Below are 23,905 nucleotides of genomic sequence, written 5' to 3' on the forward strand. Positions count from 1 at the left end.
GGAACATGATACATATGCATTATTTTAAATGATAAAACAGGAAAACAGGCAGCACACATAGCACTTGCCTGTTTTTTATATAGCAAAGGTCATGCCTAAGTATTCAAATTGAGAATGAATGTAAAATAGGGAGATTGACAGCAAAATAATTCATATAATAATATATGTGGTTATCAATGGAGATGAACTGAGTTAAAAATCTGTACCTGTTTTATAAAAAAGTTCATTATATTTATTTAATAATTGATCAAGTTGCTGGCTATATTCAACGGCAATATGCGAGTTTAAACCATCTTTAGCGACAATCTTGATAAGTTCATTTCTCTTTAATTCAATTTGTTCGAGAAATTCATTCTTTTTAGCCATTATCTTTCCTTTCTGGCCCCAACATTTTTTTAAGGTACCCTTAATTTATGTGTTCGTTGTAAAATATGTATGAATATAACAATTATATCGGCTTGGATTAATGAATTCAAATAAGTTAACTTATCCCGAGCCCCATCCAGTTATAAGCATTTGGTTGTCATGAAATATTCACAGTTCCATAAATGTATTTTTTTATCTTATTTGTTACAATGTTTATAGGTTGCCATACATAGGAGTGAGCTTATTTGGATGATATTAATATTTTTTTAGCTTTTGGTGCGGGATTTCTGAGCTTTATTTCGCCATGCTGCTTACCGCTATATCCGGCCTTTTTATCTTATATCACTGGTATGAGTGTTGGTGAAATCAAATCCGAGAACGCCATGCTCCAAAAAAGAAGCATGATGCATACTTTATTCTTCCTCCTGGGGTTCTCCCTGGTTTTTATTGCAATAGGGTTTAGCACATCATACCTAGGTTCTTTTTTCTCGAATTATAAAGAATTAATTCGTCAGATTGGGGCCATCCTGATTATCATTTTTGGTTTATTCATTGTAGGAATCTTTCAACCGAAATCTTTGATGAAAGACAGTCGTTTTGAATTTAAGAACCGACCTAGCGGATATATAGGTTCCGTTCTTATCGGACTTGCCTTTGCGGCTGGATGGACCCCTTGTGCAGGTCCGCTATTAGGTGCTGTCATTTCACTGGGTGCAACTAATCCTAGTGCGGCCATGAGCTATATGACTGCCTATATTTTAGGATTTGCCATACCGTTTTTCATATTATCCTTCTTTGTCGGAAAATTGACATGGATCAAAAAGTACAGCCAATACATCATGAAGATTGGCGGATATTTAATGATTGTAATGGGTGTGGTTTTGTTTTTTGATTGGATGACCAAAATAATCGCAGTCCTGTCTAGACTATTCGGTGGCTTTACCGGATTTTAGTCCATAATAAGCTATTTTTTCAATAAAATTCAAAATGGTTTGTCTTTAATTAGGTTTTATGATGTGATTTTTTAATTTTTTTCTGTTTAAACGATCAGAAAGAGAGGCTTTCGCCCGAATATTATTCGTTGAAGATGCAAAGTTTATGAGAATGATACTTTCAAATATTTTACCTAAAGCAGGACATGCAGTGGTCAGTGAGGCGGGAATGGACGAGAAGCCATTGAATTATATCTAATCCTGACCTTATAATGATGGATATTCCCATGCCAATCTTGAGCGGGGATGGATGCCGTTAAAGAAATTAAGAAGGAATTTCAGGCTAATGTGCTCTGCCATGGGTCAGCAAAAAATGGTTGTCGAGAGCTGGGGCGCAAGATTTTAACGTCAAGCATTATGACGAGGGCATAGTATTGGATGACATTAAAACGGTGCTTGATTAATAACACTCTCCTTGTTTATCTCAAATAGGTAATATATACTTTGTTTATAAATTGAAGTCATATATAATTTTTAATGGCACTTACCTATTTTAGTTTAAAGGGATGGTTAAGAGATGATATATATATCAACAGGTATAGCAATTGTGATGGCTATAGGTGTTTTCATGTTAAGGATGAAGGAAACGAAAAAACCAGTTAATGAAAAGAAAATCATTTTACCGCCGCTTTTTATGAGTACGGGTGCTTTGATGTTTATTTTCCCGATGTTTCGGGTGACTCGATACGAATTGTTGGAGGCTCTTGTTGCAGGGATGTTATTTTCCATCTTATTGATAAAAACATCTAAATTTGAAGTTAGAGATGAAAAAATTTATATTCTGCGATCTAAAGCCTTCATATTCATATTGATCGGTCTCATGGTGGTTCGACTTGTGGCAAAACTGATGCTGGGAAGCACGATTGAAATCGGTGTATTGAGTGGAATGTTTTTCTTACTTGCTTTTGCGATGATCGTTCCGTGGAGAATTGCCATGCTTTACCAATATAAGAAAGTTAAAGCAGCCAGTTTCGGCAGAAGTAGCATGGTGTAATACATGTACTGTAGGATTCAATCAAAGGAACATTCAAAAAACCTGAGTCGATAAATGACTCAGGTTTTTCATTTGCCTGGAAATTTTTCATGAAGGTAAAAAAACACCTAAAAACCTAGTAATTTTATCAGGATTATATTTTATTGGTATTATAATATTTTACTTAAGGAGGAAACGGTTCATGTTACAAATGATTATCTTCGGGATTATTTGTGGTTTACTGCTGGGATTTGTGCTTCAAAGAGGCCGTTTCTGTGTTGTTGGTGCATATCGTGATTTGATTTTAGCTAAAGATGGACGGATGTTCTTAGCTACATTTATTGTAATAGCAATACAAAGTATTGGTGTTTATGCATTGAATGATACAGGGGTCATTCAGTTTGGAAATGATGGTTTTCCATGGTTGGGAACAATCGTGGGTGGCTTTATTTTTGGCATTGGTATGGTTCTGGCAGGAGGTTGCGCCACTGGAACATGGTATCGTGCCGGAGAGGGTATGATCGGAAGTTGGGTTGCCCTTTTTGGATATATGCTAGGGGCAGCAATGACGAAATATGGTGTATGGAAAGTGGCTGGAGATAATCTGTTATCTTATCGTACTAGTGATACGTATATTCATGAAACATTAAATGTTTCGCCATGGGTGCTTGTTATTATTGTGACACTTTTGGTTGGCCTATTGGTGATTCGTGAAATGAGAAAACCGAAACTTCCAATCTTTAAAATGAAACCGAAAAAACGGGATTGGCCCACATCTTATTCGAGAAACGGTGGCATCCCTTTGTTACGGCATTATTGGTCGGCCTTATTGCAATCATGGCATGGCCGCTAAGTGCAATGACAGGCAGGATGTTCGGACTAGGAATTACAGCGCCTTCCGCGAACATTCTAACATTCCTTATAACAGGAGACGATGCGTTAATCGATTGGGGTACGTTTTTAGTATTGGGTATTTTCCTTGGTGCTTTCATTGCTGCCAAAGGAAGCGGGGAATTCCGTTGGCGTTTGCCTGATATGAAAACGTTACGTAACAATGCAATTGGCGGTGTGATCATGGGGTTCGGTGCACTTGTTGCCGGGGGATGCACAATCGGTAATGGTCTGGTGAACTCGGCGCTATTTGCTTGGCAGGGGTGGATCGCGATCGTCTTTTTCCTGCTGGGTACATGGGTAGCAACTTATTTCACGATTATCCGAAAGCAAAAGCAGACAGCTGCTGCATCCAAAGCGGCATAAGGTACGAATCAAAAAAAATAAGTTGAGGAGTGGAATATAAATGGCAAAGGTATTGGAAACGACTGGAATGGTATGTCCATTCCCTTTAGTGGAAGCAAAAGAAGCGATAGTGGACATGGCAATAGGAGAGGAATTGATCATTAATTTCGATTGCACACAAGCAACGGAGAGCATTCCGCGTTGGGCTGCTAGCGAAGGTCATGAAATCACGGAGTTTGAGCAAATCGATGATGCTAAATGGCGTATAATCGTGAAAAAGGGAAAATAAACTGGTTTGAAGAAAACGTGTTCGGGTTTCCTGTGCACGTTTTTTTATTTTTTCGAGGTTAAATAATTGGAAGCAGAAAGTTTCAAGTGATAACATGTCTTTAACCAATTTATTAAGGAGATGTTGATAATGGTAGACAAGGTCATTTTAAACGATGTTCCACTGCATGTCACTGACTTTCTTTCTGAAACTGTAAAGGATTCTGAAGGAAAGGAAATCAGAAAAGTCAGTTTCAATTTCAAGGTTACACATAGTGAATATCATGATATTACAACACTGCTTTATCAAATGGTATTTGATTTAAAGATTCCACAGTCAAACGAGGAGTTTCGAGCAGAAATCTTTAACTATGCAACTACGGTCACGAATCTATATGAAGAAAATGCGGTGGGGGAATTTTCACTTGTCTTGCTGGAAGTGAACGGTCAGGAATGATTGAATTGCCAGTCTTGTAAAGATATGGGTTACTGTCTATAATAAAAGTGACGATCATTCTATACATATGAGGTGGTACTTTGCTTAGTGGATGGTTTTTATGGTTTATTCTATTTTGGGTAGCCCTATTAATTATATTGATGAGCATAGGTGGCTTTTTCATGTTTCGGAAGTTCCTGAAAAGATTTCCGAAAGAAGATGGAAAATCCGATATGGATTGGGAAGAATATTATTTGGAACAAACAAAGCACTTATGGTCAAAGCAGCAAAAGGAATTACTGGAAGATTTAGTGAGTCCTGTGCCAGAACTTTTTCGTGATGTTGCACGTCATAAAATCGCGGGGAAAATCGGAGAGTTGGCGTTAAAGGAAAAAGCGGGCGATATTACGGAAGATTTAGTGATACGCGGCTATATCATTGCCACACCAAAACGTGACCATAAATTTTTACAAAAAAAATTGGCTGAAAGAAAGGTGAATATGGGTCCATATGAACACTTATTCAGTTAATGATGAAAAAAGCAGACTCTTATGGAGTTTGCTTTTTTTATTCTGAATCTTTCAAAAAAATGTGGCTGTGTGGTAAAAATTAGAACGTTTGTACCCAAACCATGCTATTCGTTAAATTTTTGATATAATAATAGTAAGTAAAAATTAGGACGGAGTGAAACTATGAAATTTATCCATACGGCTGATTGGCATTTAGGAAAAATCGTTCACGGTGTACATATGACTGATGATCAAAGGCATGCACTCTTGCAATTCATAGAAATTGTCGAAGAGGAAAAACCGGATGCGGTCGTGATTGCTGGTGATCTATATGATCGTTCCGTTCCGCCGACTGAAGCGGTGGAGCTTCTTGATGAAATCCTTTATACGATTAATGTGAAAATGAATACACCGATCGTTGCGATATCGGGAAACCATGATTCTGCGGAAAGGCTCTCATTCGGTTCATCATGGTATCGTCATAGCCAGTTATACATTCATGGGAAATTGACAAAAAAATGTGAGCCGGTTCGCATCAAGGGCGTGAACTTTTATTGTGTTCCATATGCAGAACCTGGGACGGTTCGCCATCTTTTTGAAGATGATAGCATCCATTCTCATCAAGAAGCGATGAAGCGGATAACCGGAACGATTGCCGAGAATTTCAATAAAGATGAGCCGAATGTCTTCGTAGGACATGCTTTTGTATTAGGCGGAAAAACGAGCGATTCGGAAAGGGTCTTGTCTGTAGGTGGCTCCGGCTGTGTTTCATCCGATTTATTCGATGCGTTCGATTATACGGCACTTGGGCATTTACATAGCCCAGACGCAATACGTCATCCTAAGGTGTTTTACTCTGGATCACTATTAAAATATTCTTTTTCCGAGGCAAAGCAAAATAAGTCGCTTTCCATCGTCGATATGCAAGAAGATGGAAGCTTTGATATACGCTATCGATCTTTGGCACCCAAGTTCGATATGAGGGAAATATCCGGAGTTATGGAAGAGTTACTCGATCCCGTTTTTTATCAATCGCAAAAAAGGGATGACTATTTGAAAATAACACTAAATGATGAGGGGGCACTCATCGATCCTATTAACCGCTTGCGCCAGATTTATCCGAACGTACTACATTTAGAGCGTAAATGGGATTTGACCGATCTTAGAAGAAAAAAATCTTTCTCCTCTGTAAATGATGAACGGAAATCAGAATTGGACCTGTTTGAAACATTTTACCAAGAAATGACCGATCGGGACTTTGATTCTCAAAAACAGGATTTGATGGTTTCGGTAATTGAGGCAGTTAAGAAAGAGGAGGCTTTGAAATGAGACCCGATATTTTAACGATGCAGGCATTTGGGCCATATGCAGGAAGGGAAACCATAGACTTTAATTCCCTTGGAGAACGAACGATGTTTGTCATTTCTGGAAAGACAGGCGCAGGGAAAACAACGATATTTGATGGTATTAGTTTTGCGATATATGGAAAAGCCAGTGGTGAAGATCGAAGCGGGCAAGATTTACGAAGTCAGTTTGCCGAAGATGATATATTGACGGAAGTCTCGTTACAATTTACCCTGCGTGGAAAAACGTATTTGGTGACCCGGTCCCCGCAGCAGGAACGCAAGAAAAAATCAGGTGAAGGAACAACAACGGTTGGAGCAAAGGCTGAATTATATGAGATATTGGCAGAAGGAAAAAAACTGCTGGGAGCAAATGTACGGGAAGTTGAAGAAAAAATCAAAGTGCTCATTGGACTTGACGCTAATCAATTCCGGCAAATCCTGATGATTCCTCAGAATGAATTTCGAAAACTGTTAACATCCGACAGCAAGGATAAAGAACAGATTCTCCAGAAATTATTTCATACTGAACTTTATAAACGAATAGAAGAAAAATTAAAAGAAGAGGCTTCCATCCTAAAAAAGGAAAGTGAAAAAAGTGCACAGCGGCGAATTGAATTAATGAAAGGCATCCAGCCTGGCAATAATGTAGAATTACAGGCACAAATACAAGGGGAAGAGCCTAATGAACAACAGGTCTTACCGCTGTTACAGGAAGTCATTTTGCAAGAGTCAGAAAAAAGTGAGAATATAAATAAACAAATACAGGAAAAGCAGAAAGCTCGTGATCAAGTAAATCAAGAACTTTCAAAAGCTGTCGATTTATTAAACCGATTTTCGGAAAAAGAAAAACTGCGAAATGAAAAGGAAGCCCTTGAAGCAAAGCTGCCAGAAATGGAATTAGTGAAAGTCCAAATAAAAATGGCACACAAAGCGGCTTCGCTTGAAAAGCAGGAACAATACTATTTGCGAATTGGCAAACAAGTACAAGAGGCGAATGCCGAACTTCAAAAATTAAGTGAGCAGTCCGAGAAGTTACGGATTGAGCGCATTGAGAAGCAGGATTCCTATGATAAGGAAAAGTTGAAGGATAATCAAAGAGAGCAGGCAGTACGGACTGTTCATCAGCTTGAGCAGGTAAAAGAGGCTGTCATGACTTTTGCAAGCTTAAAAGCACAGGTTACTTTAGATGAAAAAGAGTGGCAAACTAGTAAACGACTACGGGAAAAAACTGTTTCGGAGCATCTGGCCGTTGAAGCGGAAGCGGAGAAAGTCGCTCAAGAAAAAACAGAAGCGGAAAAAGCGGCTGTTCTTTATCGTGATCAGGAAATTGAAGCAGAAAGAAATAATCAATCGTTATCGAAGATTAAAAAACTTCAAGAAGTTCTTAATGAAATCCAGAATACGAAACAAGTTCTGGATGATAAGGATAATCGGTTCCAAGAGTTGCAAAGAATACAAATTCAGGAGAAGGAAAAACTGGAAACCCTGAACCGAAACTGGAGATCTGGTCAAGCGGGTATGCTTGCTTCCATGCTGCACTCTGGAGAAAATTGTCCTGTGTGCGGTTCGCTAAGTCATCCAAAACCTGCGCAATTGCATGAGCATATGCCGACGGATTTGGAACTGAAAGAGCAAGAAAACAAGCTGAACACTGCAGAGCAACAAAAAAGCAAAGCGGAAAGTGAATATTATCAAGCGAAATACAAATATGATGCACTGGTGGAGTCTTCACAAGAGAAGCTTAGTGACCTACAAAATGATATGCCAGAGTTTAGGTATGAAAATATTGATGCGCATTTGCTACAGTTTGGACAAAAAGGAAAAGTGCTGCAAGAGCAGCTAAAAGAATTGATGCGGAAAAAGTCTCTATTCAATGATTTGGAAAAAAGGTTGCAGGATTTAAAAGAGAAAGCATCCCAGCTTAAGGATAATATGATCTCTTTAGAGAGAAAAGAGGACCAAGGGAAAACGAGGTATATTGAAAACTCTACAAAACTAACAGGATTAACCGATTCCCTGCCAGACGGAATACGGACTGAGGAAGGATATAATGAAGCTTATCAAATGGCTGTAAATACACAGAAACGCTTACAATCGGCCTTGGAAGATGCACAAAAAAACCTCCAACTGGTGAAGGAAAGAGAATCGGCCATCATTGCAAAAAAAGAATCCCTAAGTGGAAATATAGAGGCCTTAAATACAGAATTGAAAGAGGAGCGGGAAAAGTTAATTACGGATATGACCAATCAAGGCTTTTCCAATTATAAAGAATATACGGCAGCAAAAAAATCGGAAGCAGCTCTTGGAAATTTGGAGGAGCAAGTACAACAGTATAATCAAAATTGGCAAAGTGTTTTAAGTCTGTTTCATGATTTGGAAATGAAATTAAAAGATGTGGTCAAACCAGATCTTGAAGGATTGAAAAAGACTTTCGATTTCATAGATGGAGAATTGGAGTCGTTACGGCAAAAACAGAATGAAATGCAGGCTGAAATTCGGACTAACGAAGAAATCAAAAAGAAATTGTCGCAAATCAGGGAAGATCAGAAAAGTTTAGATGAAAGGTACAGTATCGTCGGTCATCTGTCTGAGATTTCCAAAGGTCAAAACTCTTTCAAAATAACTTTTGAACGATATGTACTGGCAGCCTTTTTAGATGATATCTTAAAAGAAGCTAATTCAAGGTTGCTGAAAATGACAAGCGGCAGATATCAGCTGTTGCGAAAGCTTGATCCTACACGCAGGAACATCCAGAGCGGTCTGGAGTTATCTGTGTATGACCAATATACAGGACATGAGAGACATGTCAAAACCCTTTCGGGAGGCGAGAGCTTCAAGGCATCCCTTGCACTTGCTTTGGGTCTTGCGGATGTTGTCCAGCAGAATGCAGGCGGTATTTCACTTGAAACGATGTTCATCGATGAAGGTTTCGGTACGCTCGACCCTGAATCTCTTGATCATGCGATTGAAGCATTAATGGATATACAAAGCACCGGTAGACTGGTAGGGATAATTTCCCATGTGCCGGAATTGAAAGAAAGAATCGATGCACAGCTGCAAGTCATATCCACACAAAATGGAAGTCGGACGTCCTTTTATTTTGCTGGATAATCAAGAAAAAAGAATGGCTAAGGGAGAAGTGGTTCCCTAGGCCATTCTTTTTATTTTTATGAAAGAACTACTCAATGTTAATATCTTCAGCCGTTTTTCCGGGGGAAAACTTATGGATGCGAATCACCAAGATCGGATTCGAGAATTCAGCGGTAATTCTTCGAGAGCAAATCGAAAAGGGGAAAGGGATCTTTCTCTGTGTGGGCAGTGTATCTTCTTTTTTTTCAAGAATTGGCTTATCAGTATCGTCAACGATGATCGATAGCTCATTATCACATAGGCAAACTTTTATATCTTTCACATCATGATTTTCCAAAACCGCTTCCACCATATATTCATCGTCACTTTCGTAAATATCAATTGAAAAAAGTTGATGATCCAACGCACAAGTTTCCGGATCCAGAAAAAAACTTTTTACCCATTCATCAAACTTGTCAACCTCATTCATTTGCGATCCATGTTGATTGTCTTGCATGTTGATACCCCCGGTTTTCCTTTGAGGTATTATATGTTGGAGCATGAAGAATGGTGAAAGAAATGGATGATGTTAAAAGATTCCGGGAAAGTGGTTCAAAAAATGTAATGGCAACCAAGGTCTTTAAAAAGGAATCAAAGAAAAGAAACAATGTGTGTGTGGGTATTAAAGGGAATTATCAATTAGCAGGAAGTTTATGAAAGTGATGACCAATTCTATATGAGTTGGTCATTTCTTTATAATCGATGATGTTTTCTATTAAGCTCGTCCCTATTACTATCTTATATCTTAATATTCGAAACCAGGTTTTTACTGCTGTCAAAATGGCATTCCATATCATTGTTAATACAGCTACAAATAACATATTAAATGTAAATTTTAAATAATTTACCAAAAATAATTGCAATTCAGAAAATTTAGTAGTATATTATGTAATATAAACGGAAGGAAATAAAACATAATACAAAATTCAGAGGAGTGTTGAAGAATGAATACAGCAGTCGAAACAAAGCAAACGCTTACAATTCAAAAAAACAAAGAAACTGGGGTAGCGGAGGTACATCTTCATATTAATAAGACTAATGCCTATACACTTGATTTTTACAAAGAATTAAATGCTGCAATTGATGATATTCGTTTTGATCCAGATATGAAAGTTGCTGTATTAATGAGTGATATGCCTAAATTCTTCTCGGTCGGAGCGGACATTAACTTCCTTAAAGCTGCAGATCCGGTTTTTAAAACACAATTCTGCTTATTCTGTAATGAAACTCTTGATAAAATTGCTCGTTCACCGCAAATCTGGATTGCATGCCTCGAAGGTCACACGGTAGGTGGGGGACTGGAAATGGCGATGGGTTGTGATCTTCGCTTTATGGGTGATAATGCTGGGAAAATCGGTTTACCGGAAGTTAACCTTGGGGTCCTTGCAGGTACTGGGGGGACACAACGTATGGCTAGATTAGTTGGTCACTCCAAGGCAATCGACCTGAATATCACAGGGGAGTCTATCTCACCTCAGGAAGCTAAGGAAATACGATTAGTAGATCGGGTTTTCCCACAAGATGAAATACGTGAAAAAACATTGGAATATGCCAAAAATGTCGCAAGTAAAGCTAGTTATGCAGTAACTAATATAAAACTATCGATAATGAACGGTAAAGAAATGCCTTTAAACGCGGCGATTCGTTATGAAGGGGAAATACAGAATCTTTTATTCCGCTCTGAAGATGCTAAAGAAGGTTTGGCTTCCTTCCTTGAAAAGCGTGAACCACAGTGGAAAGGTAAATGATTGATTTGTCCTTTTAAAAGTAAAAAAAGCAATATCGGTTCCTGCCGATATTGCTTTTTTACTACGAATGCTATTGGGAGGATGGTGTATATAATGGAAGAAACTCATTTAAAAAGGCGCGTGAACGAAACAAAATTTCAAATTCAATGGGGTGATACAGACCGAGCAGGAATTGTCTATTATCCGAATTATTATAAATGGTTCGATTTAGCGGGACATAATTTTTTTCGTTCTATAAATATGAGCCCTAAATATTTGGAAGAAGAGAAGAGAATAATCATTCCATTACTTGAAGCAAAGTGCACTTTTGAAAAACCGCTGTACTATGACGATGAAGTGACAGTATACACTCATGTGAATGAGGTGAAAACAAAGACCATTCGCTTTCATCATGAAGTTTATTGTGGGGAAAAAAGGACCGGGTATGGTTATGAAATACGCGCTTGGACTTCCATCGGGGATGATGGGCTTAAGGCTGTACCAATTCCGGAAAATGTAAAAAGAATATTAAAAGTTATATAGCGGGATATGAAGGGATGTTTATCTCCAACAAGTTTGAAAATTGAGCCAATTTAGATTACATTAAGAAGAAAAGGCTTTATGAGAACAGGAGAATCAACATGAAACCAAGGTCATTATTGTATACTCTTTTTGGTGATTTCGTCCAATTCTACGGTGGGGAAGTATGGATTGGGACACTTATTAAAATGATGGGGCATTTTGGTGTTTCTGAATCCTCTGTACGTGGAGCTATTCTGCGTCTTGTTCAACAGGATTTAATTACTGGGCGAAAAATAGGCAATAAAAGCTATTATTCATTAACTCAAAAAGGGAAACGCAATATGGATGATGGTGTCAAACGTGTTTATACGATCCGGAATAATCATTGGGATGGTTTGTGGAGAGTTGTTACATACTCCATCCCTGAGGAGAAGCGAGTGCTGAGGAATCAAGTGCGTAAGGAATTGAGCTGGACAGGTTTCGGGCTTTTGTCCAATAGTATTTGGGTCAGTCCCAATCCATTGGAAAAACAAGTTCTGACCTTGATGGATACATATGATTTAAAGGACTACCTGATTATTTTCAGTTCCAGTCAAGTCATCACCCACTCGAATGAGGAGATTTTACGTGCTTGTTGGAATTTAAATGAAATAAACAAAAACTATTTAACTTTCATACAGCAATATGAAACGAAGCTTCAGGACATGCAGCAGGCTGTATGGGAAGATAGCATTTCAAATGAAGAGTGTTTTTATGAACGAACCCGGCTTGTTCACGAATATAGGAAGTTCCTTTTCCTGGACCCTAGTTTCCCGCTGGATTTATTACCTGAAGACTGGCATGGAATCAAGGCTAGGGAGCTATTTTGGAATATTCATCAGCTTACCTCAGTCAAAGCAGTGAAATATTTTGAATCAATCATGGAATATCCGCCTGATAAAGCAGGATTTGTAAATCGTGAGAAAGCCATTAACCCTTTTTCAGAAATCTATCATGATTAATATGAGAGGTTTTATGCAGTGAAAAATCCATGTTACAGAAAAAGGTTTGGAAGAGCTGGATGGCCTTGATTATGACAAATATGCGATTAATAAGGGGAACGCAGCCGTTTTACTTTTAGGCATTGCTTTAGAATCAAAAGCGTATGAGTGAACAGCCGTAACAGGAGATAGTAAGGAAGCGTTGCTTGCGTTTCAACACAATTGGAAACCAGTTTTAGGGAGTGATCATCATTACTGAGCCATCTGGGAACTATCAACAAATAACGGATTATTTAATTCGCATAGGCATACCTGTTCCATTCCCCATGAAGCATGTTTATTGTTATTTATTTCGAATGAAAGAAGAAATCGTACTGGTGGATGTTGGGTTTCCAACAGAAATCGCCAAGAAGTATTGGGAAGAAGTCCTTGAAGAGTTGTGCATTAAACCAACAGATATATCAAAGATTATCCTGACACATTTTCATCCTGATCATACTGGTTTAATCAGCTGGATGCAGCAAAAAACCGGAGCTCGAGTTTATATGAGTGATGCGGAAGCCCAGATGATTAAAACTGTCTTTGGCGGGAATACAAAACAGGCTGAAGCAATTTACGAATTATTTGGTAAACATTCCGTACCTGAGCCTTTGTTGACTAAAGTGAGGGAAAACGTATTGTTTTTCTCGAATAAAGTGAGTCCACTTCCTGAGATTGAGAGTTTTCAAGAAACCTATATAGATAGTCCAGGAGGAAGATGGAGTGTCAAAACATATGGTGGTCATGCGGAGGGACATCTATGTTTTTATCAAAATACCCAAAAAATCATGTTAATAGGCGATGTTGTCTTGAATAAGATCACTCCGAATATTAGTCTTTGGCCAAATTCCGATCAAAACCCTCTAAAAAGTTACTTTTCTACTTTGTATCAACTTGTTGATCAGGATGTTAGCATTGCATATCCTGCCCATGGAACACCAATAATGAATCTTGCCCAGAGGGCTAAGGAAATCATTGAACATCATCATGAACGTTTAACGACCATTTTAACCATTCTGGAAACAAATAAACTGGCGTATGAAGTTACGGAAAAACTTTTTCAACAAAAGAAGCTCACTGATCATCAATGGCGATTCGCCATTGCAGAAACGTTAGCACATCTGGAATATTTAGTTGAAGAAAAAAGAATACAAAAAATTTCAAATGGCGGTATGTTTCGCTACGAATTATAACAAATAAAGCGAGTTGCACTTTTGTGCATCTCGTTTTATTTGTTTTCTGAAAAATCTGATAAAGTGTTGACTAACCAGATAAAGTAAATTATTATATTACTTATATAAGACGATAGTTCAAAAAACATAATATGATGGGAGAGAGACAGATGTCAGGATTTACAAATGATTTGATGGGTAAGATCCAAGCCGGGTTTGTGGTCGAGAGACTGGAAGATATGGATGAAAACTATAAAAAGGCATTGAAACAGACATTGATGATAGTTGCGGATACAGAATTATTAAGTGTTCCGCCACTTCTGACTGTTTATAAAGATGCCCCTAATCTAAATTACAAAATCACGGCACTTGCAGTTATGCAGGATGAAATCGGACATGCGCATATTGCGTACAGATTATTAAAGGATTTGGGAGAAAACGTTCAATACATGTTATATGAGAGATCGCCAAATAGATGGAAGAATCCATATGCGTTTGATTTTAAATTAGATAACTGGGTTGAATTGGGAGTATTCAACGGATTATTTGATCGAGCAGGTTACACCTTATTGGGAGATGCGCACCAACATACATCATACGGACCCTGGAAACGGGCATTGGTCAAAGTTGATAAGGAGGAACTATTCCATTTAAGAAATGGGGAAATCATAATGAAGGCAGCCATGAAAGATCCTGAAACGGCTAAGCAGGTTCAAGAAGCGATTGATTGGATGTTCATCATGTCCCTAGAATTTTTCGGGGTAGCAGATAACTTGAAAAGCAGGTCAGCCCAGCTGGATTATAAATTGAAAGGAAAGACTAATGATGAATTAAGGCAGAAATGGATGTCCACTGCCGTTCCTTTCTGTGAATCCCTCGGACTTAATCTACCCGCTCATTATAATGAAGAGACTGGAAGGTATGAATTGAAAGTTCCTTTCCCATGTAAATTCGATGTGGAAAACAAGCGGTGGAAATATGATGAACCCGATACGTGGGATAATGTCATCAACCGGTTTAAGCAGCGTGGTCCACAAAATCAGGAGTTCGTTAACCGGATTCAAAAAGGATATCAGCTACTTGATGCATATCGAGAAGAGGCGATTTAGATGGGTGGGACGTTATATAAGGATCCGGTATTAATCCATGCGTTACAAGAAGTTTCTGATCCTGAGTTTCCTATAAGCATCGTGGATATGGGCTTGATTTATGGGGTAGAAAAGCAAGGGAGTACAGCGTATGTAACGATGACATATACTTCAACGGGATGCGGGTGCATGCAGTGGATCGAAAGTGATATTAAAAAAAGGCTTCTTCAAGAAGAAAGTGTTCATGCAGTGGAAATAGAGGTGGTTTGGAGTCCAGCTTGGACGGTCGACCAAATGAGTGAAGCAGGCAGGCAGATATTAAAGTCCTGGGGGGTCAGTTCAAAATGAGTGATAATAAGGTCCAAAACTTTGAATATGATGTGTTTTCAAGAATCAATCGTGGTGATGACTTAATGCATATTGGAACAGTTGAAGCCGATAATGATGAGTTGGCACGTGTTTATGCCCGTTATGTTTATGATGAAGAAAAATGGGTGGAAATGTTTATAGTCAAGCGGGAAAACATGATTTGCATTAGAGAAGCAGAACCATTTTTTAAGAAAAGGGTGATTTAATATGGTGAATTCAACAAATGGCAACACTGAATTGATTACCTTGATAGAAACGATTGCTGATAATAAATTCATTTTAGGAGATCGTCTTGTTGAGGTCGGTGTCAGTGGTCCAGACTTAGAAGGGACCCTTGCCGCAATCGCAATGGCCCAATCAGAGCTAGGTCATGCCCGCCTTCTCTATAATTGGGGAACGAATTTGAAGAAAGGAAAAGGCAGCAAAAAGGAAGTGAAGGAACAAACGGGTAAAGCGTTTGACAGCATTGTTCAAATCGGGGAGTGGATACAGCTGATTGCAGGGCTCTATTCTATGAATACGGCATTCAATACATTGATAACCGCTTTGACCAGCCACCAAAAAGGCAGTGAAATCGAACTGCAATTCAATAAATTGGCAAGAGAACAGGTAGAGCATATTCTGTACTCGAAAAACTGGGCACTCAAGTTACTGAATGATGGAGGCTCAATTCCTGCCCGTTTCGGGAGAGCATTTAAACTTTGTGAACAAGAAGTAATTACTTGGTTGAAACAAGTGGAAAACAATAGTGTGCTAATTGAAAACGAGATCCTTCCTGTAAATAGTAATTTAGTGAACTCCTATAAGGAATCTTTAATTCCGCGTTTAAGGGACGAGGAGATAATAAATGCCCGTTGAAAAGGAAAATCCGGCATGTCCATTTTGTGATGGCAAAAATGTTGAATTATATTCATCCTTCGGTACTGCACAGCTCGTTAGGCAATACTATTGTCTAAACTGTAAAACGGTTTTTGAAAGTATACGATGGAAAGGTTCTTTCTCTGCTGATCGACCTCATGAGCCAACTGATCCTAATGGGTAGTCACTACTTGTTAAAAGCCTTTCCAGTGCATTTTTCACTTGTGAATGTGTAAAATATTGAGGTGGATATGAGACTATAAGTTTCATAGTCTGATGGAATTACTTTACCCTTTATTGGAGGTTTGGTTGATTTGAAAGCGGTTACTGAATGAAAAAGAATTGTCAGCAAGGTGATTTGCTCAAATTAGTTCGTATAGCGTTTCCAAATGAATGGCCTTTTTCCACAAAGGAGATTTTGAAAATGGAAGGATAGGGATTTATCCGGATTTATATGGCAGCCATCTTCTTTATGGAATAAAGGAGACGGTGGGATGATGCTTCTAAAACCAGTAGCTTATTGAGGAGGGTAAATGTGTGATAAAAACCGAATGTAAAATTAGAGGATTGGGCGCGTTGTACAATGCTTCCTATAATTTCTTCCAGAAAAACATTGAGGCAGGCATAGGGGACAAAACGGCTATTTATTATGATAATCAATCTTATACCTATCAAGAAATCGATACCCTTGGTAATCAATTTGGTGCGGCATTAAAAGAACTGGGCATAGAGATGGAACAGCGCGTCCTGCTTTTATTACATGATTCTCCAGAATTCATCATTAGTTTCTTCGGTGCAATAAAGGTTGGGGCAATCCCGGTTCCATCCAATACGCTTTTGCCCATAAAGGATTATGAGTATCTTTTGAATAATAGCCGTTCCAAAGTGTTGGTTACTACTTGTGAACAGTGGGAGAAGTTAAAGCTTGTTAAAGATAGATTACTTTTCTTGAGGCATGTCATCTTGGTTGATGGGGGTGATCTAAACCTGAAGGAAGTAAACGAACATTCTTTCCAAACTCTTACTCGCAGACAAAATAAAGATCTGCCCCCTTGTTTTAGTAACATAAATGATCAAGCGTTCTGGCTCTATACATCAGGAAGTACAGGTGAGCCAAAAGGGGTTATTCACTTACAAACCGATATGGAAGAAGCCTTTAAAAACTACGCCAGGAACATTTTGCAAATCACCGAAAATGACATTACTTTTTCGGCCTCGAAGCTTTTCTTTGCTTATGGTTTGGGAAACGCGATGTATTTTCCTTTTGGAGCCGGGGCCGCCACTGTTTTAATGCCTGACCGACCGACTGCAGATAAGGTGTTCGAGACGATAGAGAAGTATCGTCCAACCATTTTTTTTGGTGTCCCGACTCTGTATGGATCGATGCTCAATTACCTTGAGAAGACGAAGGAAACCTATGATCTTTCTTCAGTTAGACTTTGCGTATCAGCAGGAGAGGCACTGCCGGCTTCTTATATCGAACAATGGAAGAGAGTTTTCGGATTGGATATTATAGACGGAATTGGATCGACCGAATCACTTCATATATACCTTTCCAATCAAGTAGATAATATTCGGCAAGGAAGCACAGGAAAAATCGTTCCCGGTTACGAAGCTAAAATAGTGGATGAACAAGGTCATGAAACTCAGGTGAATGAAGTGGGAGACCTTTTAATTAAGGGAGAAAGCATTGCAGCCTCTTATTGGAATCTTAATGAAGAAAACAAAAAGAAGTTTATTGGTGATTGGCTGGTGACAGGAGATAAATACTTTAAGGATGAAGATGGCTTCTTTTGGTACGCGGGCCGCAATGATGACATGATGAAGGTAAATGGAATTTGGGTATCGCCAATAGAAATAGAAAACGCACTCTTATCACATCCCGATATACTGGAAACGGCTGTTGTTGCTGTAAAGGATGAAAATGGTTTAATAAAGCCAAAAGCCTTTATAGTATTAAAAGCAAATGCGGAATCAGGTGAAGGAGTAAAAGCAGAATTAAAGGGATTTGTCAAAAAAGTGTTAGCACCGTATAAATACCCTCGCGACATTGAATTCGTGAACGAGTTACCTAAGACTTCGACAGGAAAGATACAAAGATTTAAATTAAGAGAGTCAGGGATCAAATCACAATGGTAAACAAGAAGAAGGATTCAATCTCCTTGAATGTGGACTCAAAATGAATGTCTTCAATAAGGGGGATTCATCCAGCATGAAAAAATGTTCAATTGTCATTTGAATGATGGGGGCGAGAAAAGTGAATGCAAGAGCATACCGGAATGAATTGGTCGAAGTGGCACAAGGCAAAAGACCCGCTGATATGTTCATTAAAGGCGGAACGGTTATTAATGTTTATTCTGGTGAATTTCTTCAGCAAAATATTGCGTTGTATAAAGATTGCATTGCATATGTAGGGGAAAATGAAGTGAAGATAAATGAAAACACCACTGTAATAGATGCCAATGGTATGTATGTGTCTCCTGGATTCATCGAAACTCATGCGCATCCCTGGGTAATATACAATCCTATAAGTATCACCGCAAAAGTATTGCCGTTGGGGACTACCACTACAGTGAATGATAACTTATTTTTTTATTTGCACTTTGGTCACTCGGGCTTTAAAAGGCTTCTAGGTGAGTTGAAAAAACTGCCAGGAAACGTTTTTTGGTTAATAAGATTAGTTTCACAGGCTGGATATCCAGGTGAAAGGGACTGGTTCAATAAAGAGGATATTATGGACCTTCTTTCGATTGAAGAAGTACTTGGAACAGCAGAAGTGACTCGTTGGCCTTTACTATACAAAGGGGATCCGGTTTTACTCGATATTATAGATGAAGCTAAAAAAATGGGGAAAATAGCTGATGGGCATAATGCGGGGTGCTCTTATGAAAAATTAAATTCTATTGCAGCTTCAGGTATAAGTGCCTGTCATGAAGCGATAACGGCGGAAGAGGCCCTGGATCGTTTACGGTTGGGTTTATGGACAGTCCTAAGAAACAGTTCGCTTCGTCCTGACTTGTCAAAAATAATCAAGCTGATTACAGATGGACAGGTAAGTACGGGCAGGGTTTTGATGACTACGGATGGTCCGCATCCATCTTTTATTGAAAAAGAAGGATTCGTCGATGGACTTGTAAGGCAGGCTGTGGAACATGGAGTACCGGTTATGGAAGCTATTCAGATGGTCACCATCAATGCGGCTACATACCTTAAACAGGACGATTATATTGGCGGATTGGCCCCGGGTAAAAAAGCGGATATATTATTGTTGCCTGATTTGGTGCAGTTTCGTCCAGACCTAGTTATCTCAAACGGGAGAATTGTTGCAGAAAATGGAGAATTGACGATCCAAATGCCAGATTTGGATTGGGAAAAGTATTTACCTGAAAATACATTTTCCTTTTCAAGAGGAATTCTGGAAAATCATGATTTGTATCTATATCCACACACCTCTTCAAATGATTCAGTCCCTGTTATTCATTTTGTTAGTAATGTAATAACCGAACTGAAGAATTTGGTTCTCCCAGCCAAGAATGGTTATGTCGATCTTTCGGCCAAAGAGGGACTTATGTATGCGGCTCTTATCGATAGAAAGGGGGAGTGGGTTACAAAAGGTATTTTAGAAAACTTTGCGTTGAATTTAGATGGGATGGCCTCGACCTTTAACACAACGACAGACTTGCTCACCATCGGAAGAAATCCAGAGGGGATGGCAAAAGCTGCTTCAAGAGTTCATGAACTGGGAGGAGGAATCGCAATAGTTGATGGCAATGAAATAATACTTGAAATTCCACTACAGCTTACGGGAATGATGACTTCTGATCCTTCATTTGAAAAGGCAGTTGAATTTAATGATAAATTATTAAAGGTGCTCCAAGCGAGAGGCTTTCCTTTTCACGACATTTTGTATACTTTATTATTCTTAACTTGCGACTTTCTTCCTGGGCTGCGTTTGAATCCCTTTGGGCTATACGATGTGAAAACCGATAGAATCTTATTTCCTTCCATATCCATGACGAACTTTTTAAACAAAATGAATGCGTAGTTTTGGCTCGAGGGCTGCCGTATCACCACAGGATCTGGGGAAACGGCAGCCTGATTTTTGTTAATGCGGTCATCAAAAAATCCCTGGGAATTGCAAATCGGTCCTGGATTTCTCGAGTTGTTTTATACTTTATTAACTGACTAAAAAGTGACTGATTGTATATATGATCTTTACTGGATGGTCTGAACGATTGAACCAACTATGGATGATTCTTGGACACAGCGAAAAAATCAGTCTGCGAATGTGCAAAAGCTAAAAATCCAGGAATGGAAGTTGAGCTATAGATTTTTTTTTGCTCTTTTCGTAAAGATTGTTGTTTTTAAAACGAAACGATTTAACGTTGATTGGAGCGAAGACCCCACAGGCGTTTACGCCGAGGAGGCTCACCGCCCGCCCCGCGGAAAGCGAGCATCTGGAGGGGAAATCAACCACACCGCTTTACTTGGTAAATAGCAACAAAGTATGCGAAAACAGCCTTTTATTTAATGGACTCGTTAGCCAAGTTTCAATAAATATTACACTTGCCCATCCGTTGCTGGATGGGCTATTCAAATTTATAAAACCCATGGATAAAATCAAAATGACGATTTGTGAGTAGGTATAATCTATAATATGGTAAAAAACTAGTTTCATAATCGCTAGAAAACCAATTAGAGTTTTTAAAAAAATTCAAAAATGAATTATTGGTTTTTCGATGAATCCTCTCTAGAAAGGCATTATAACTGAATAAAATTCATTTATGAATTGAAGGGTCTTACTACAAAGCGATTTTACACAAAACTGGGACTTGGCATGCAAGTTGCATAATAATAAGTATAAATCTAACATGCACGATATGAAATTCGTTTATGTGCGGAGGGATAACTGGTGCGAAAAACAATAAATAAACCATGGGAGCAATGGTATGTTGAAAGAATGAAATCTATGGAGCTGCCGGAAATATCGGTCTATTCACTGCTTGATATAACAGTAAGGAAGTTTCCACACCATACAGCGATCATTTATGAAGACCATTCAATGGATTATAAGAATCTAAAAATGCAGGTAGACAAACTTGCGGGGAAATGGAGAGAAATGGGCTTTGTCAAAGGGAAACGCATTGGTCTGATGATGGCCAACCACCCTAATTTCATAATCAGTTATTACGCCGCACAGGCACTGGGTCTGATAGTTGTACAGATTAATCCCCTGTATAAACCGCGGGAACTTTTGCAAATTTTAATAGACTCGGATACCAAGAATATTGTATTTGACCAAACGGCCGCAAATACAATCGAAGAAACGAAAGGGATATATGAATTTGATGTTTGCATCGATACGGAAAATGATCAAAATGGCTCCTGTTCCCTTCGAACGATGATTCAAACCGGAGATGCCATTAAGAAGCCCGAAATGATAAGCCCGTATGAAGATACAGCAGTCATCCAATATACTGGCGGCACGACTGGGAAGATGAAGGGTGTCATGCTTACCCACCATAATTTAACCTCCAATGTCGTGCAGAGTTTTGAAATGTATGGGAATTCCCTGAAACCTGGTGAAGAAATCGTTTTGGCAGCTACGCCTCTTTACCATGTTTATGCCATGACAAGTGCGATGAATCTAGGGATCTATATTGGGGCTGCCATCCTCTTATTTCCTAAATTCGAACTTCAAGATGTACTTGCAAAAATAAAAAAGTACCGTCCGACTTTCTTTCCAGGAGTTCCAAAGATGTATAATGCTTTTGTCAATCATCCTGGAATTGAAAACTGTGGACTGAATTGTTTAAAAAGTTGTTCTTGTGGATCCGCACCACTGCCGGTTGAAGTAATCAAGCGATTTGAGGAGCTGACCGGTGCCAAAATCGGAGAGGGTTTCGGTTTGTCGGAAGCTTCTCCTTCCACTCATCGCAATCCGCCATTCGGAAAAAGGAAAATAGGAAGCATTGGCATCCCTTTTCCAGGCACGGACTGTATGATCATTGACGATGAAAACAATGAAGTGCCTAACACATGCGTCGGGGAGTTGCTTATAAAAGGCCCGCAAATCATGAAGGGTTATTGGAATAACGAAGCCGAAACAAAAAAGGCCTTACAGAATGACTGGCTATATACTGGCGATCTTGCGGTGATGGATGATGAAGGATATTTCTATATAGTCGGCAGGAAAAAAGAAATGATCATCGTCGGCGGATTCAATATTTATCCGCAGGAGGTAGAAGGTGTTCTATATGAACATCCGGCAATAAAAGAGGCAGCTGTGGTGGGCATCCCCCATAAAGAAAAAGGAGAAATTGTGAAAGCATTCATCGTACCTAAAGAAAGCGCTTCCGTGGACCTTGAAGAAATAGAAGGATATTGTTATTCCCAATTGACTCCTTATAAAGTACCAAAAGTATTTGAATTGAGAAAAGAACTTCCGCGGAATACAGTGGGTAAACTATTAAAAAGATTGTTAGTTAAAGAAGAATTGGAAAAGGATTGAAAGAGGGGGATGTGGTTTCATTTATGAAGCTTAAGTTGGCTGGTAGATCAGTATTGTGAACAAAAATGAAGCAGAGGAGGGAATTAAATGCGTTGGGTTGTTCTCATTCTATTATTCTTTGGAGCCGTCATCAATTTTGCAGATAAATCGATCGTGGGTCTCGCAGCTGTTCCCATCATGAAGGAATTCAATCTTACCTATGCGGAGTGGGGCCTTGTTGGAAGCAGTTATTATTGGCTCTACCCAGTAACAGGGATTTTTGGGGCAGCATGGGCTGATCGGCTAGGGGCTAAAAAAGTGCTTGGGTTCATCATGCTGACATGGACTGTTTTGCAATTCGGCGTTTTAGCCATTACCGCTCTTCCATTATTGATTCTATACAGGATTTTACTGGGCGCATTCGAAGGGCCTTATAGCCCAATCGCTTACTCTCATGCAGATAAGTGGTTTCCGCCGAAATTGAAAGGCTTTGCCAATTCGGTAGTGGTTGGCGGAGGAACCGTTGGTGCGATGATCGTGGCACCGATCCTCGTTTCTTTAATTACGATATTCGGATGGAAAGCTGCCTTTGCCGCCCTTGGTGGAGCAAGCCTTGTTTGGTTCTTCCTCTTTCAATTTTTAACAAAGGAAAATCCAGTTGAAGTATATGAAAACGTACAAAAGAAAAAGAAAGCGAAACTAGAAAAAATTAAATTGAAAGACTTTTTGTTGCTACTCGCATCACCTACTGCTTTGTTTACTACACTCGCATATTTTTCCACGTATATTTTAGTTGTTTGGTTTTCTGTTTGGCTCCCGATTTATTTAGTGGAAGCCGTAAAAATGACTCCAGGTCAAATGGGAACCAGCGTTGCGATAATCGGAGTCGTTTCCGTATGTATTTATATGGGTGTTTCGATGGTGTCTGATCATTTATTCAAGAAGAATCAGAATTGGCGGTCATCGAGGGTATTTATCGTCGCGGGCGCCATGATTCTTGGTGCATTGTTCTTTTCCTCAATCATGGTATTTCGAAATCCAATCTGGGTAATAGTCGCCATGTGTTTAGCAAAGGGCCTTACATATGCAATCTTACCGATTGGACCAACGATCATGATCAATGAAATGCAAGAGCGTGGGGGATTGATGACAAGCATCTTAACATCATCAGGAAATATAGCAGGCATTATTGCACCTCTATTAACTGGCTATATCATAAGTTTTGCAGGAGGCAATGAATTATTGGGATATAACTTATCGATATTGTTCATGGCCATCCTTGTCCTGGCTTTTGGCATCCTGTTTGCGATATTCGTTAAACCAGCCAAATTTAAAGGGAAACATAAAAATAAAAGTTCGGATAACTTTGACCTTAAGTCCTCATAAGCAAGGTAGAACCTGCTTAC

Annotated in this window: 23 protein-coding genes and 1 pseudogene; 22 read left to right on the top strand and 2 right to left on the bottom strand. The window is 39.0% G+C overall.

Going from position 1 to position 23,905, the window contains the following annotated elements:
* Nucleotides 1–192: 192 nt before the first annotated feature.
* Nucleotides 193–366, bottom strand: coding sequence for a Spo0E family sporulation regulatory protein-aspartic acid phosphatase (locus ACFRAK_RS12815; RefSeq protein WP_387595346.1), 174 nt, complete (start codon nucleotides 364–366; stop codon nucleotides 193–195).
* 245 nt (nucleotides 367–611) lie between these two features.
* Here ACFRAK_RS12815 and ACFRAK_RS12820 point away from each other — a divergent pair, with 245 nt between their 5' ends.
* The 8 genes and pseudogenes from ACFRAK_RS12820 to ACFRAK_RS12855 all read left to right on the top strand — a co-directional run bounded on the left by ACFRAK_RS12820 (nucleotide 612) and on the right by ACFRAK_RS12855 (nucleotide 9,236).
* On the top strand, nucleotides 612–1,319 hold the full coding sequence (locus tag ACFRAK_RS12820) for a cytochrome c biogenesis protein CcdA (protein WP_387595348.1): 708 nt from the start codon (nucleotides 612–614) through the stop codon (nucleotides 1,317–1,319).
* 556 nt (nucleotides 1,320–1,875) lie between these two features.
* Nucleotides 1,876–2,352 (top strand): CcdC family protein, encoded by a 477-nt coding sequence (locus tag ACFRAK_RS12825; RefSeq protein WP_192204355.1) that lies wholly within the window; start codon nucleotides 1,876–1,878, stop codon nucleotides 2,350–2,352.
* A 181-nt stretch (nucleotides 2,353–2,533) separates the two neighbouring features.
* Nucleotides 2,534–3,588, top strand: a pseudogene (locus tag ACFRAK_RS12830) (YeeE/YedE thiosulfate transporter family protein).
* 40 nt (nucleotides 3,589–3,628) lie between these two features.
* On the top strand, nucleotides 3,629–3,856 hold the full coding sequence (locus tag ACFRAK_RS12835; protein ID WP_387706451.1) for a sulfurtransferase TusA family protein: 228 nt from the start codon (nucleotides 3,629–3,631) through the stop codon (nucleotides 3,854–3,856).
* A 129-nt stretch (nucleotides 3,857–3,985) separates the two neighbouring features.
* Nucleotides 3,986–4,291: a DUF3219 family protein gene (locus ACFRAK_RS12840; RefSeq protein WP_260287484.1), complete on the top strand. Its 306-nt coding sequence runs from the start codon at nucleotides 3,986–3,988 to the stop codon at nucleotides 4,289–4,291.
* Between the two features lie 80 nt (nucleotides 4,292–4,371).
* Nucleotides 4,372–4,800, top strand: a complete 429-nt coding sequence (locus ACFRAK_RS12845; protein WP_137018029.1) for a DUF2621 domain-containing protein — start codon at nucleotides 4,372–4,374, stop codon at nucleotides 4,798–4,800.
* Between the two features lie 162 nt (nucleotides 4,801–4,962).
* On the top strand, nucleotides 4,963–6,108 hold the full coding sequence (locus ACFRAK_RS12850; protein WP_387595354.1) for an exonuclease SbcCD subunit D: 1,146 nt from the start codon (nucleotides 4,963–4,965) through the stop codon (nucleotides 6,106–6,108).
* Nucleotides 6,105–9,236 (top strand): AAA family ATPase, encoded by a 3,132-nt coding sequence (locus tag ACFRAK_RS12855; protein WP_394571823.1) that lies wholly within the window; start codon nucleotides 6,105–6,107, stop codon nucleotides 9,234–9,236. The genes ACFRAK_RS12850 and ACFRAK_RS12855 overlap by 4 nt, the downstream gene beginning before the upstream one ends.
* Before the next feature lie 67 nt (nucleotides 9,237–9,303).
* On the opposite strand, the gene ACFRAK_RS12860 is transcribed toward ACFRAK_RS12855, so the two are convergent.
* A complete protein-coding gene (locus ACFRAK_RS12860) occupies nucleotides 9,304–9,711 on the bottom strand; it encodes an Hsp20/alpha crystallin family protein (RefSeq protein ID WP_260287482.1) in 408 nt (135 codons plus the stop codon).
* 50 nt (nucleotides 9,712–9,761) lie between these two features.
* On the opposite strand from ACFRAK_RS12860, the gene ACFRAK_RS12865 reads away from it, so the two are divergent.
* The 14 genes from ACFRAK_RS12865 to ACFRAK_RS12925 all read left to right on the top strand — a co-directional run bounded on the left by ACFRAK_RS12865 (nucleotide 9,762) and on the right by ACFRAK_RS12925 (nucleotide 23,885).
* The gene (locus ACFRAK_RS12865; protein WP_394571824.1) at nucleotides 9,762–9,911 is read left to right on the top strand and encodes a hypothetical protein; all 150 of its coding nucleotides are present in this window, start codon (nucleotides 9,762–9,764) and stop codon (nucleotides 9,909–9,911) included.
* Nucleotides 9,912–10,198: 287 nt separating this feature from the next.
* Nucleotides 10,199–11,002: an enoyl-CoA hydratase/isomerase family protein gene (locus ACFRAK_RS12870; protein WP_387595365.1), complete on the top strand. Its 804-nt coding sequence runs from the start codon at nucleotides 10,199–10,201 to the stop codon at nucleotides 11,000–11,002.
* A gap of 93 nt (nucleotides 11,003–11,095) precedes the next feature.
* Nucleotides 11,096–11,524, top strand: coding sequence for an acyl-CoA thioesterase (locus tag ACFRAK_RS12875; protein ID WP_387595368.1), 429 nt, complete (start codon nucleotides 11,096–11,098; stop codon nucleotides 11,522–11,524).
* A gap of 98 nt (nucleotides 11,525–11,622) precedes the next feature.
* Nucleotides 11,623–12,504 (top strand): PaaX family transcriptional regulator, encoded by an 882-nt coding sequence (locus ACFRAK_RS12880; RefSeq protein WP_207437903.1) that lies wholly within the window; start codon nucleotides 11,623–11,625, stop codon nucleotides 12,502–12,504.
* Between the two features lie 305 nt (nucleotides 12,505–12,809).
* A complete protein-coding gene (locus ACFRAK_RS12885) occupies nucleotides 12,810–13,715 on the top strand; it encodes an MBL fold metallo-hydrolase (RefSeq protein ID WP_394571861.1) in 906 nt (301 codons plus the stop codon).
* 149 nt (nucleotides 13,716–13,864) lie between these two features.
* The gene (locus tag ACFRAK_RS12890) at nucleotides 13,865–14,803 is read left to right on the top strand and encodes a Phenylacetic acid catabolic protein (RefSeq protein WP_394571825.1); all 939 of its coding nucleotides are present in this window, start codon (nucleotides 13,865–13,867) and stop codon (nucleotides 14,801–14,803) included.
* On the top strand, nucleotides 14,804–15,130 hold the full coding sequence (locus ACFRAK_RS12895; RefSeq protein ID WP_387706459.1) for a metal-sulfur cluster assembly factor: 327 nt from the start codon (nucleotides 14,804–14,806) through the stop codon (nucleotides 15,128–15,130).
* On the top strand, nucleotides 15,127–15,357 hold the full coding sequence (locus ACFRAK_RS12900) for a hypothetical protein (protein ID WP_076368864.1): 231 nt from the start codon (nucleotides 15,127–15,129) through the stop codon (nucleotides 15,355–15,357). Before ACFRAK_RS12895 ends, ACFRAK_RS12900 begins: the two co-directional genes overlap by 4 nt.
* Nucleotide 15,358: 1 nt before the next feature.
* Nucleotides 15,359–16,009 (top strand): Phenylacetic acid catabolic protein, encoded by a 651-nt coding sequence (locus tag ACFRAK_RS12905; RefSeq protein WP_394571826.1) that lies wholly within the window; start codon nucleotides 15,359–15,361, stop codon nucleotides 16,007–16,009.
* Complete coding sequence (locus ACFRAK_RS29815; protein ID WP_463357606.1) at nucleotides 15,999–16,193, top strand: PaaD-like zinc ribbon domain-containing protein; 195 nt, start codon at nucleotides 15,999–16,001, stop codon at nucleotides 16,191–16,193. The genes ACFRAK_RS12905 and ACFRAK_RS29815 overlap by 11 nt, the downstream gene beginning before the upstream one ends.
* A gap of 353 nt (nucleotides 16,194–16,546) precedes the next feature.
* A complete protein-coding gene (locus ACFRAK_RS12910; protein WP_387595380.1) occupies nucleotides 16,547–18,148 on the top strand; it encodes a benzoate-CoA ligase family protein in 1,602 nt (533 codons plus the stop codon).
* A gap of 118 nt (nucleotides 18,149–18,266) precedes the next feature.
* Nucleotides 18,267–20,054: an adenine deaminase C-terminal domain-containing protein gene (locus ACFRAK_RS12915; RefSeq protein ID WP_387706463.1), complete on the top strand. Its 1,788-nt coding sequence runs from the start codon at nucleotides 18,267–18,269 to the stop codon at nucleotides 20,052–20,054.
* Nucleotides 20,055–20,921: 867 nt separating this feature from the next.
* Nucleotides 20,922–22,520 carry a long-chain-fatty-acid--CoA ligase gene (locus ACFRAK_RS12920; protein WP_387706465.1) on the top strand — a complete coding sequence of 533 codons (1,599 nt, stop codon included), beginning with the start codon at nucleotides 20,922–20,924 and terminating at the stop codon, nucleotides 22,518–22,520.
* Nucleotides 22,521–22,607: 87 nt separating this feature from the next.
* Complete coding sequence (locus ACFRAK_RS12925; protein WP_387595391.1) at nucleotides 22,608–23,885, top strand: MFS transporter; 1,278 nt, start codon at nucleotides 22,608–22,610, stop codon at nucleotides 23,883–23,885.
* Nucleotides 23,886–23,905 lie beyond the last annotated feature (20 nt).

The sequence above is a fragment of the Peribacillus sp. NPDC056705 genome (assembly GCF_043656335.1).

What these genes read in the sequence shown, in the direction of transcription:
- ACFRAK_RS12905 (WP_394571826.1), top strand. Translation starts at nt 15,359, where the DNA reads ATGGTGAATTCAACAAATGGCAACACTGAATTGATTACCTTGATAGAA.
- ACFRAK_RS12880 (WP_207437903.1), top strand. Translation starts at nt 11,623, where the DNA reads ATGAAACCAAGGTCATTATTGTATACTCTTTTTGGTGATTTCGTCCAA.
- ACFRAK_RS12875 (WP_387595368.1), top strand. Translation starts at nt 11,096, where the DNA reads ATGGAAGAAACTCATTTAAAAAGGCGCGTGAACGAAACAAAATTTCAA.
- ACFRAK_RS12815 (WP_387595346.1), bottom strand. Translation starts at nt 366, where the DNA reads ATGGCTAAAAAGAATGAATTTCTCGAACAAATTGAATTAAAGAGAAAT.
- ACFRAK_RS29815 (WP_463357606.1), top strand. Translation starts at nt 15,999, where the DNA reads ATGCCCGTTGAAAAGGAAAATCCGGCATGTCCATTTTGTGATGGCAAA.
- ACFRAK_RS12925 (WP_387595391.1), top strand. Translation starts at nt 22,608, where the DNA reads ATGCGTTGGGTTGTTCTCATTCTATTATTCTTTGGAGCCGTCATCAAT.
- ACFRAK_RS12885 (WP_394571861.1), top strand. Translation starts at nt 12,810, where the DNA reads ATGAAGCATGTTTATTGTTATTTATTTCGAATGAAAGAAGAAATCGTA.
- ACFRAK_RS12895 (WP_387706459.1), top strand. Translation starts at nt 14,804, where the DNA reads ATGGGTGGGACGTTATATAAGGATCCGGTATTAATCCATGCGTTACAA.
- ACFRAK_RS12840 (WP_260287484.1), top strand. Translation starts at nt 3,986, where the DNA reads ATGGTAGACAAGGTCATTTTAAACGATGTTCCACTGCATGTCACTGAC.
- ACFRAK_RS12890 (WP_394571825.1), top strand. Translation starts at nt 13,865, where the DNA reads ATGTCAGGATTTACAAATGATTTGATGGGTAAGATCCAAGCCGGGTTT.
- ACFRAK_RS12870 (WP_387595365.1), top strand. Translation starts at nt 10,199, where the DNA reads ATGAATACAGCAGTCGAAACAAAGCAAACGCTTACAATTCAAAAAAAC.
- ACFRAK_RS12855 (WP_394571823.1), top strand. Translation starts at nt 6,105, where the DNA reads ATGAGACCCGATATTTTAACGATGCAGGCATTTGGGCCATATGCAGGA.
- ACFRAK_RS12835 (WP_387706451.1), top strand. Translation starts at nt 3,629, where the DNA reads ATGGCAAAGGTATTGGAAACGACTGGAATGGTATGTCCATTCCCTTTA.
- ACFRAK_RS12860 (WP_260287482.1), bottom strand. Translation starts at nt 9,711, where the DNA reads ATGCAAGACAATCAACATGGATCGCAAATGAATGAGGTTGACAAGTTT.
- ACFRAK_RS12900 (WP_076368864.1), top strand. Translation starts at nt 15,127, where the DNA reads ATGAGTGATAATAAGGTCCAAAACTTTGAATATGATGTGTTTTCAAGA.
- ACFRAK_RS12825 (WP_192204355.1), top strand. Translation starts at nt 1,876, where the DNA reads ATGATATATATATCAACAGGTATAGCAATTGTGATGGCTATAGGTGTT.
- ACFRAK_RS12865 (WP_394571824.1), top strand. Translation starts at nt 9,762, where the DNA reads ATGGTGAAAGAAATGGATGATGTTAAAAGATTCCGGGAAAGTGGTTCA.
- ACFRAK_RS12850 (WP_387595354.1), top strand. Translation starts at nt 4,963, where the DNA reads ATGAAATTTATCCATACGGCTGATTGGCATTTAGGAAAAATCGTTCAC.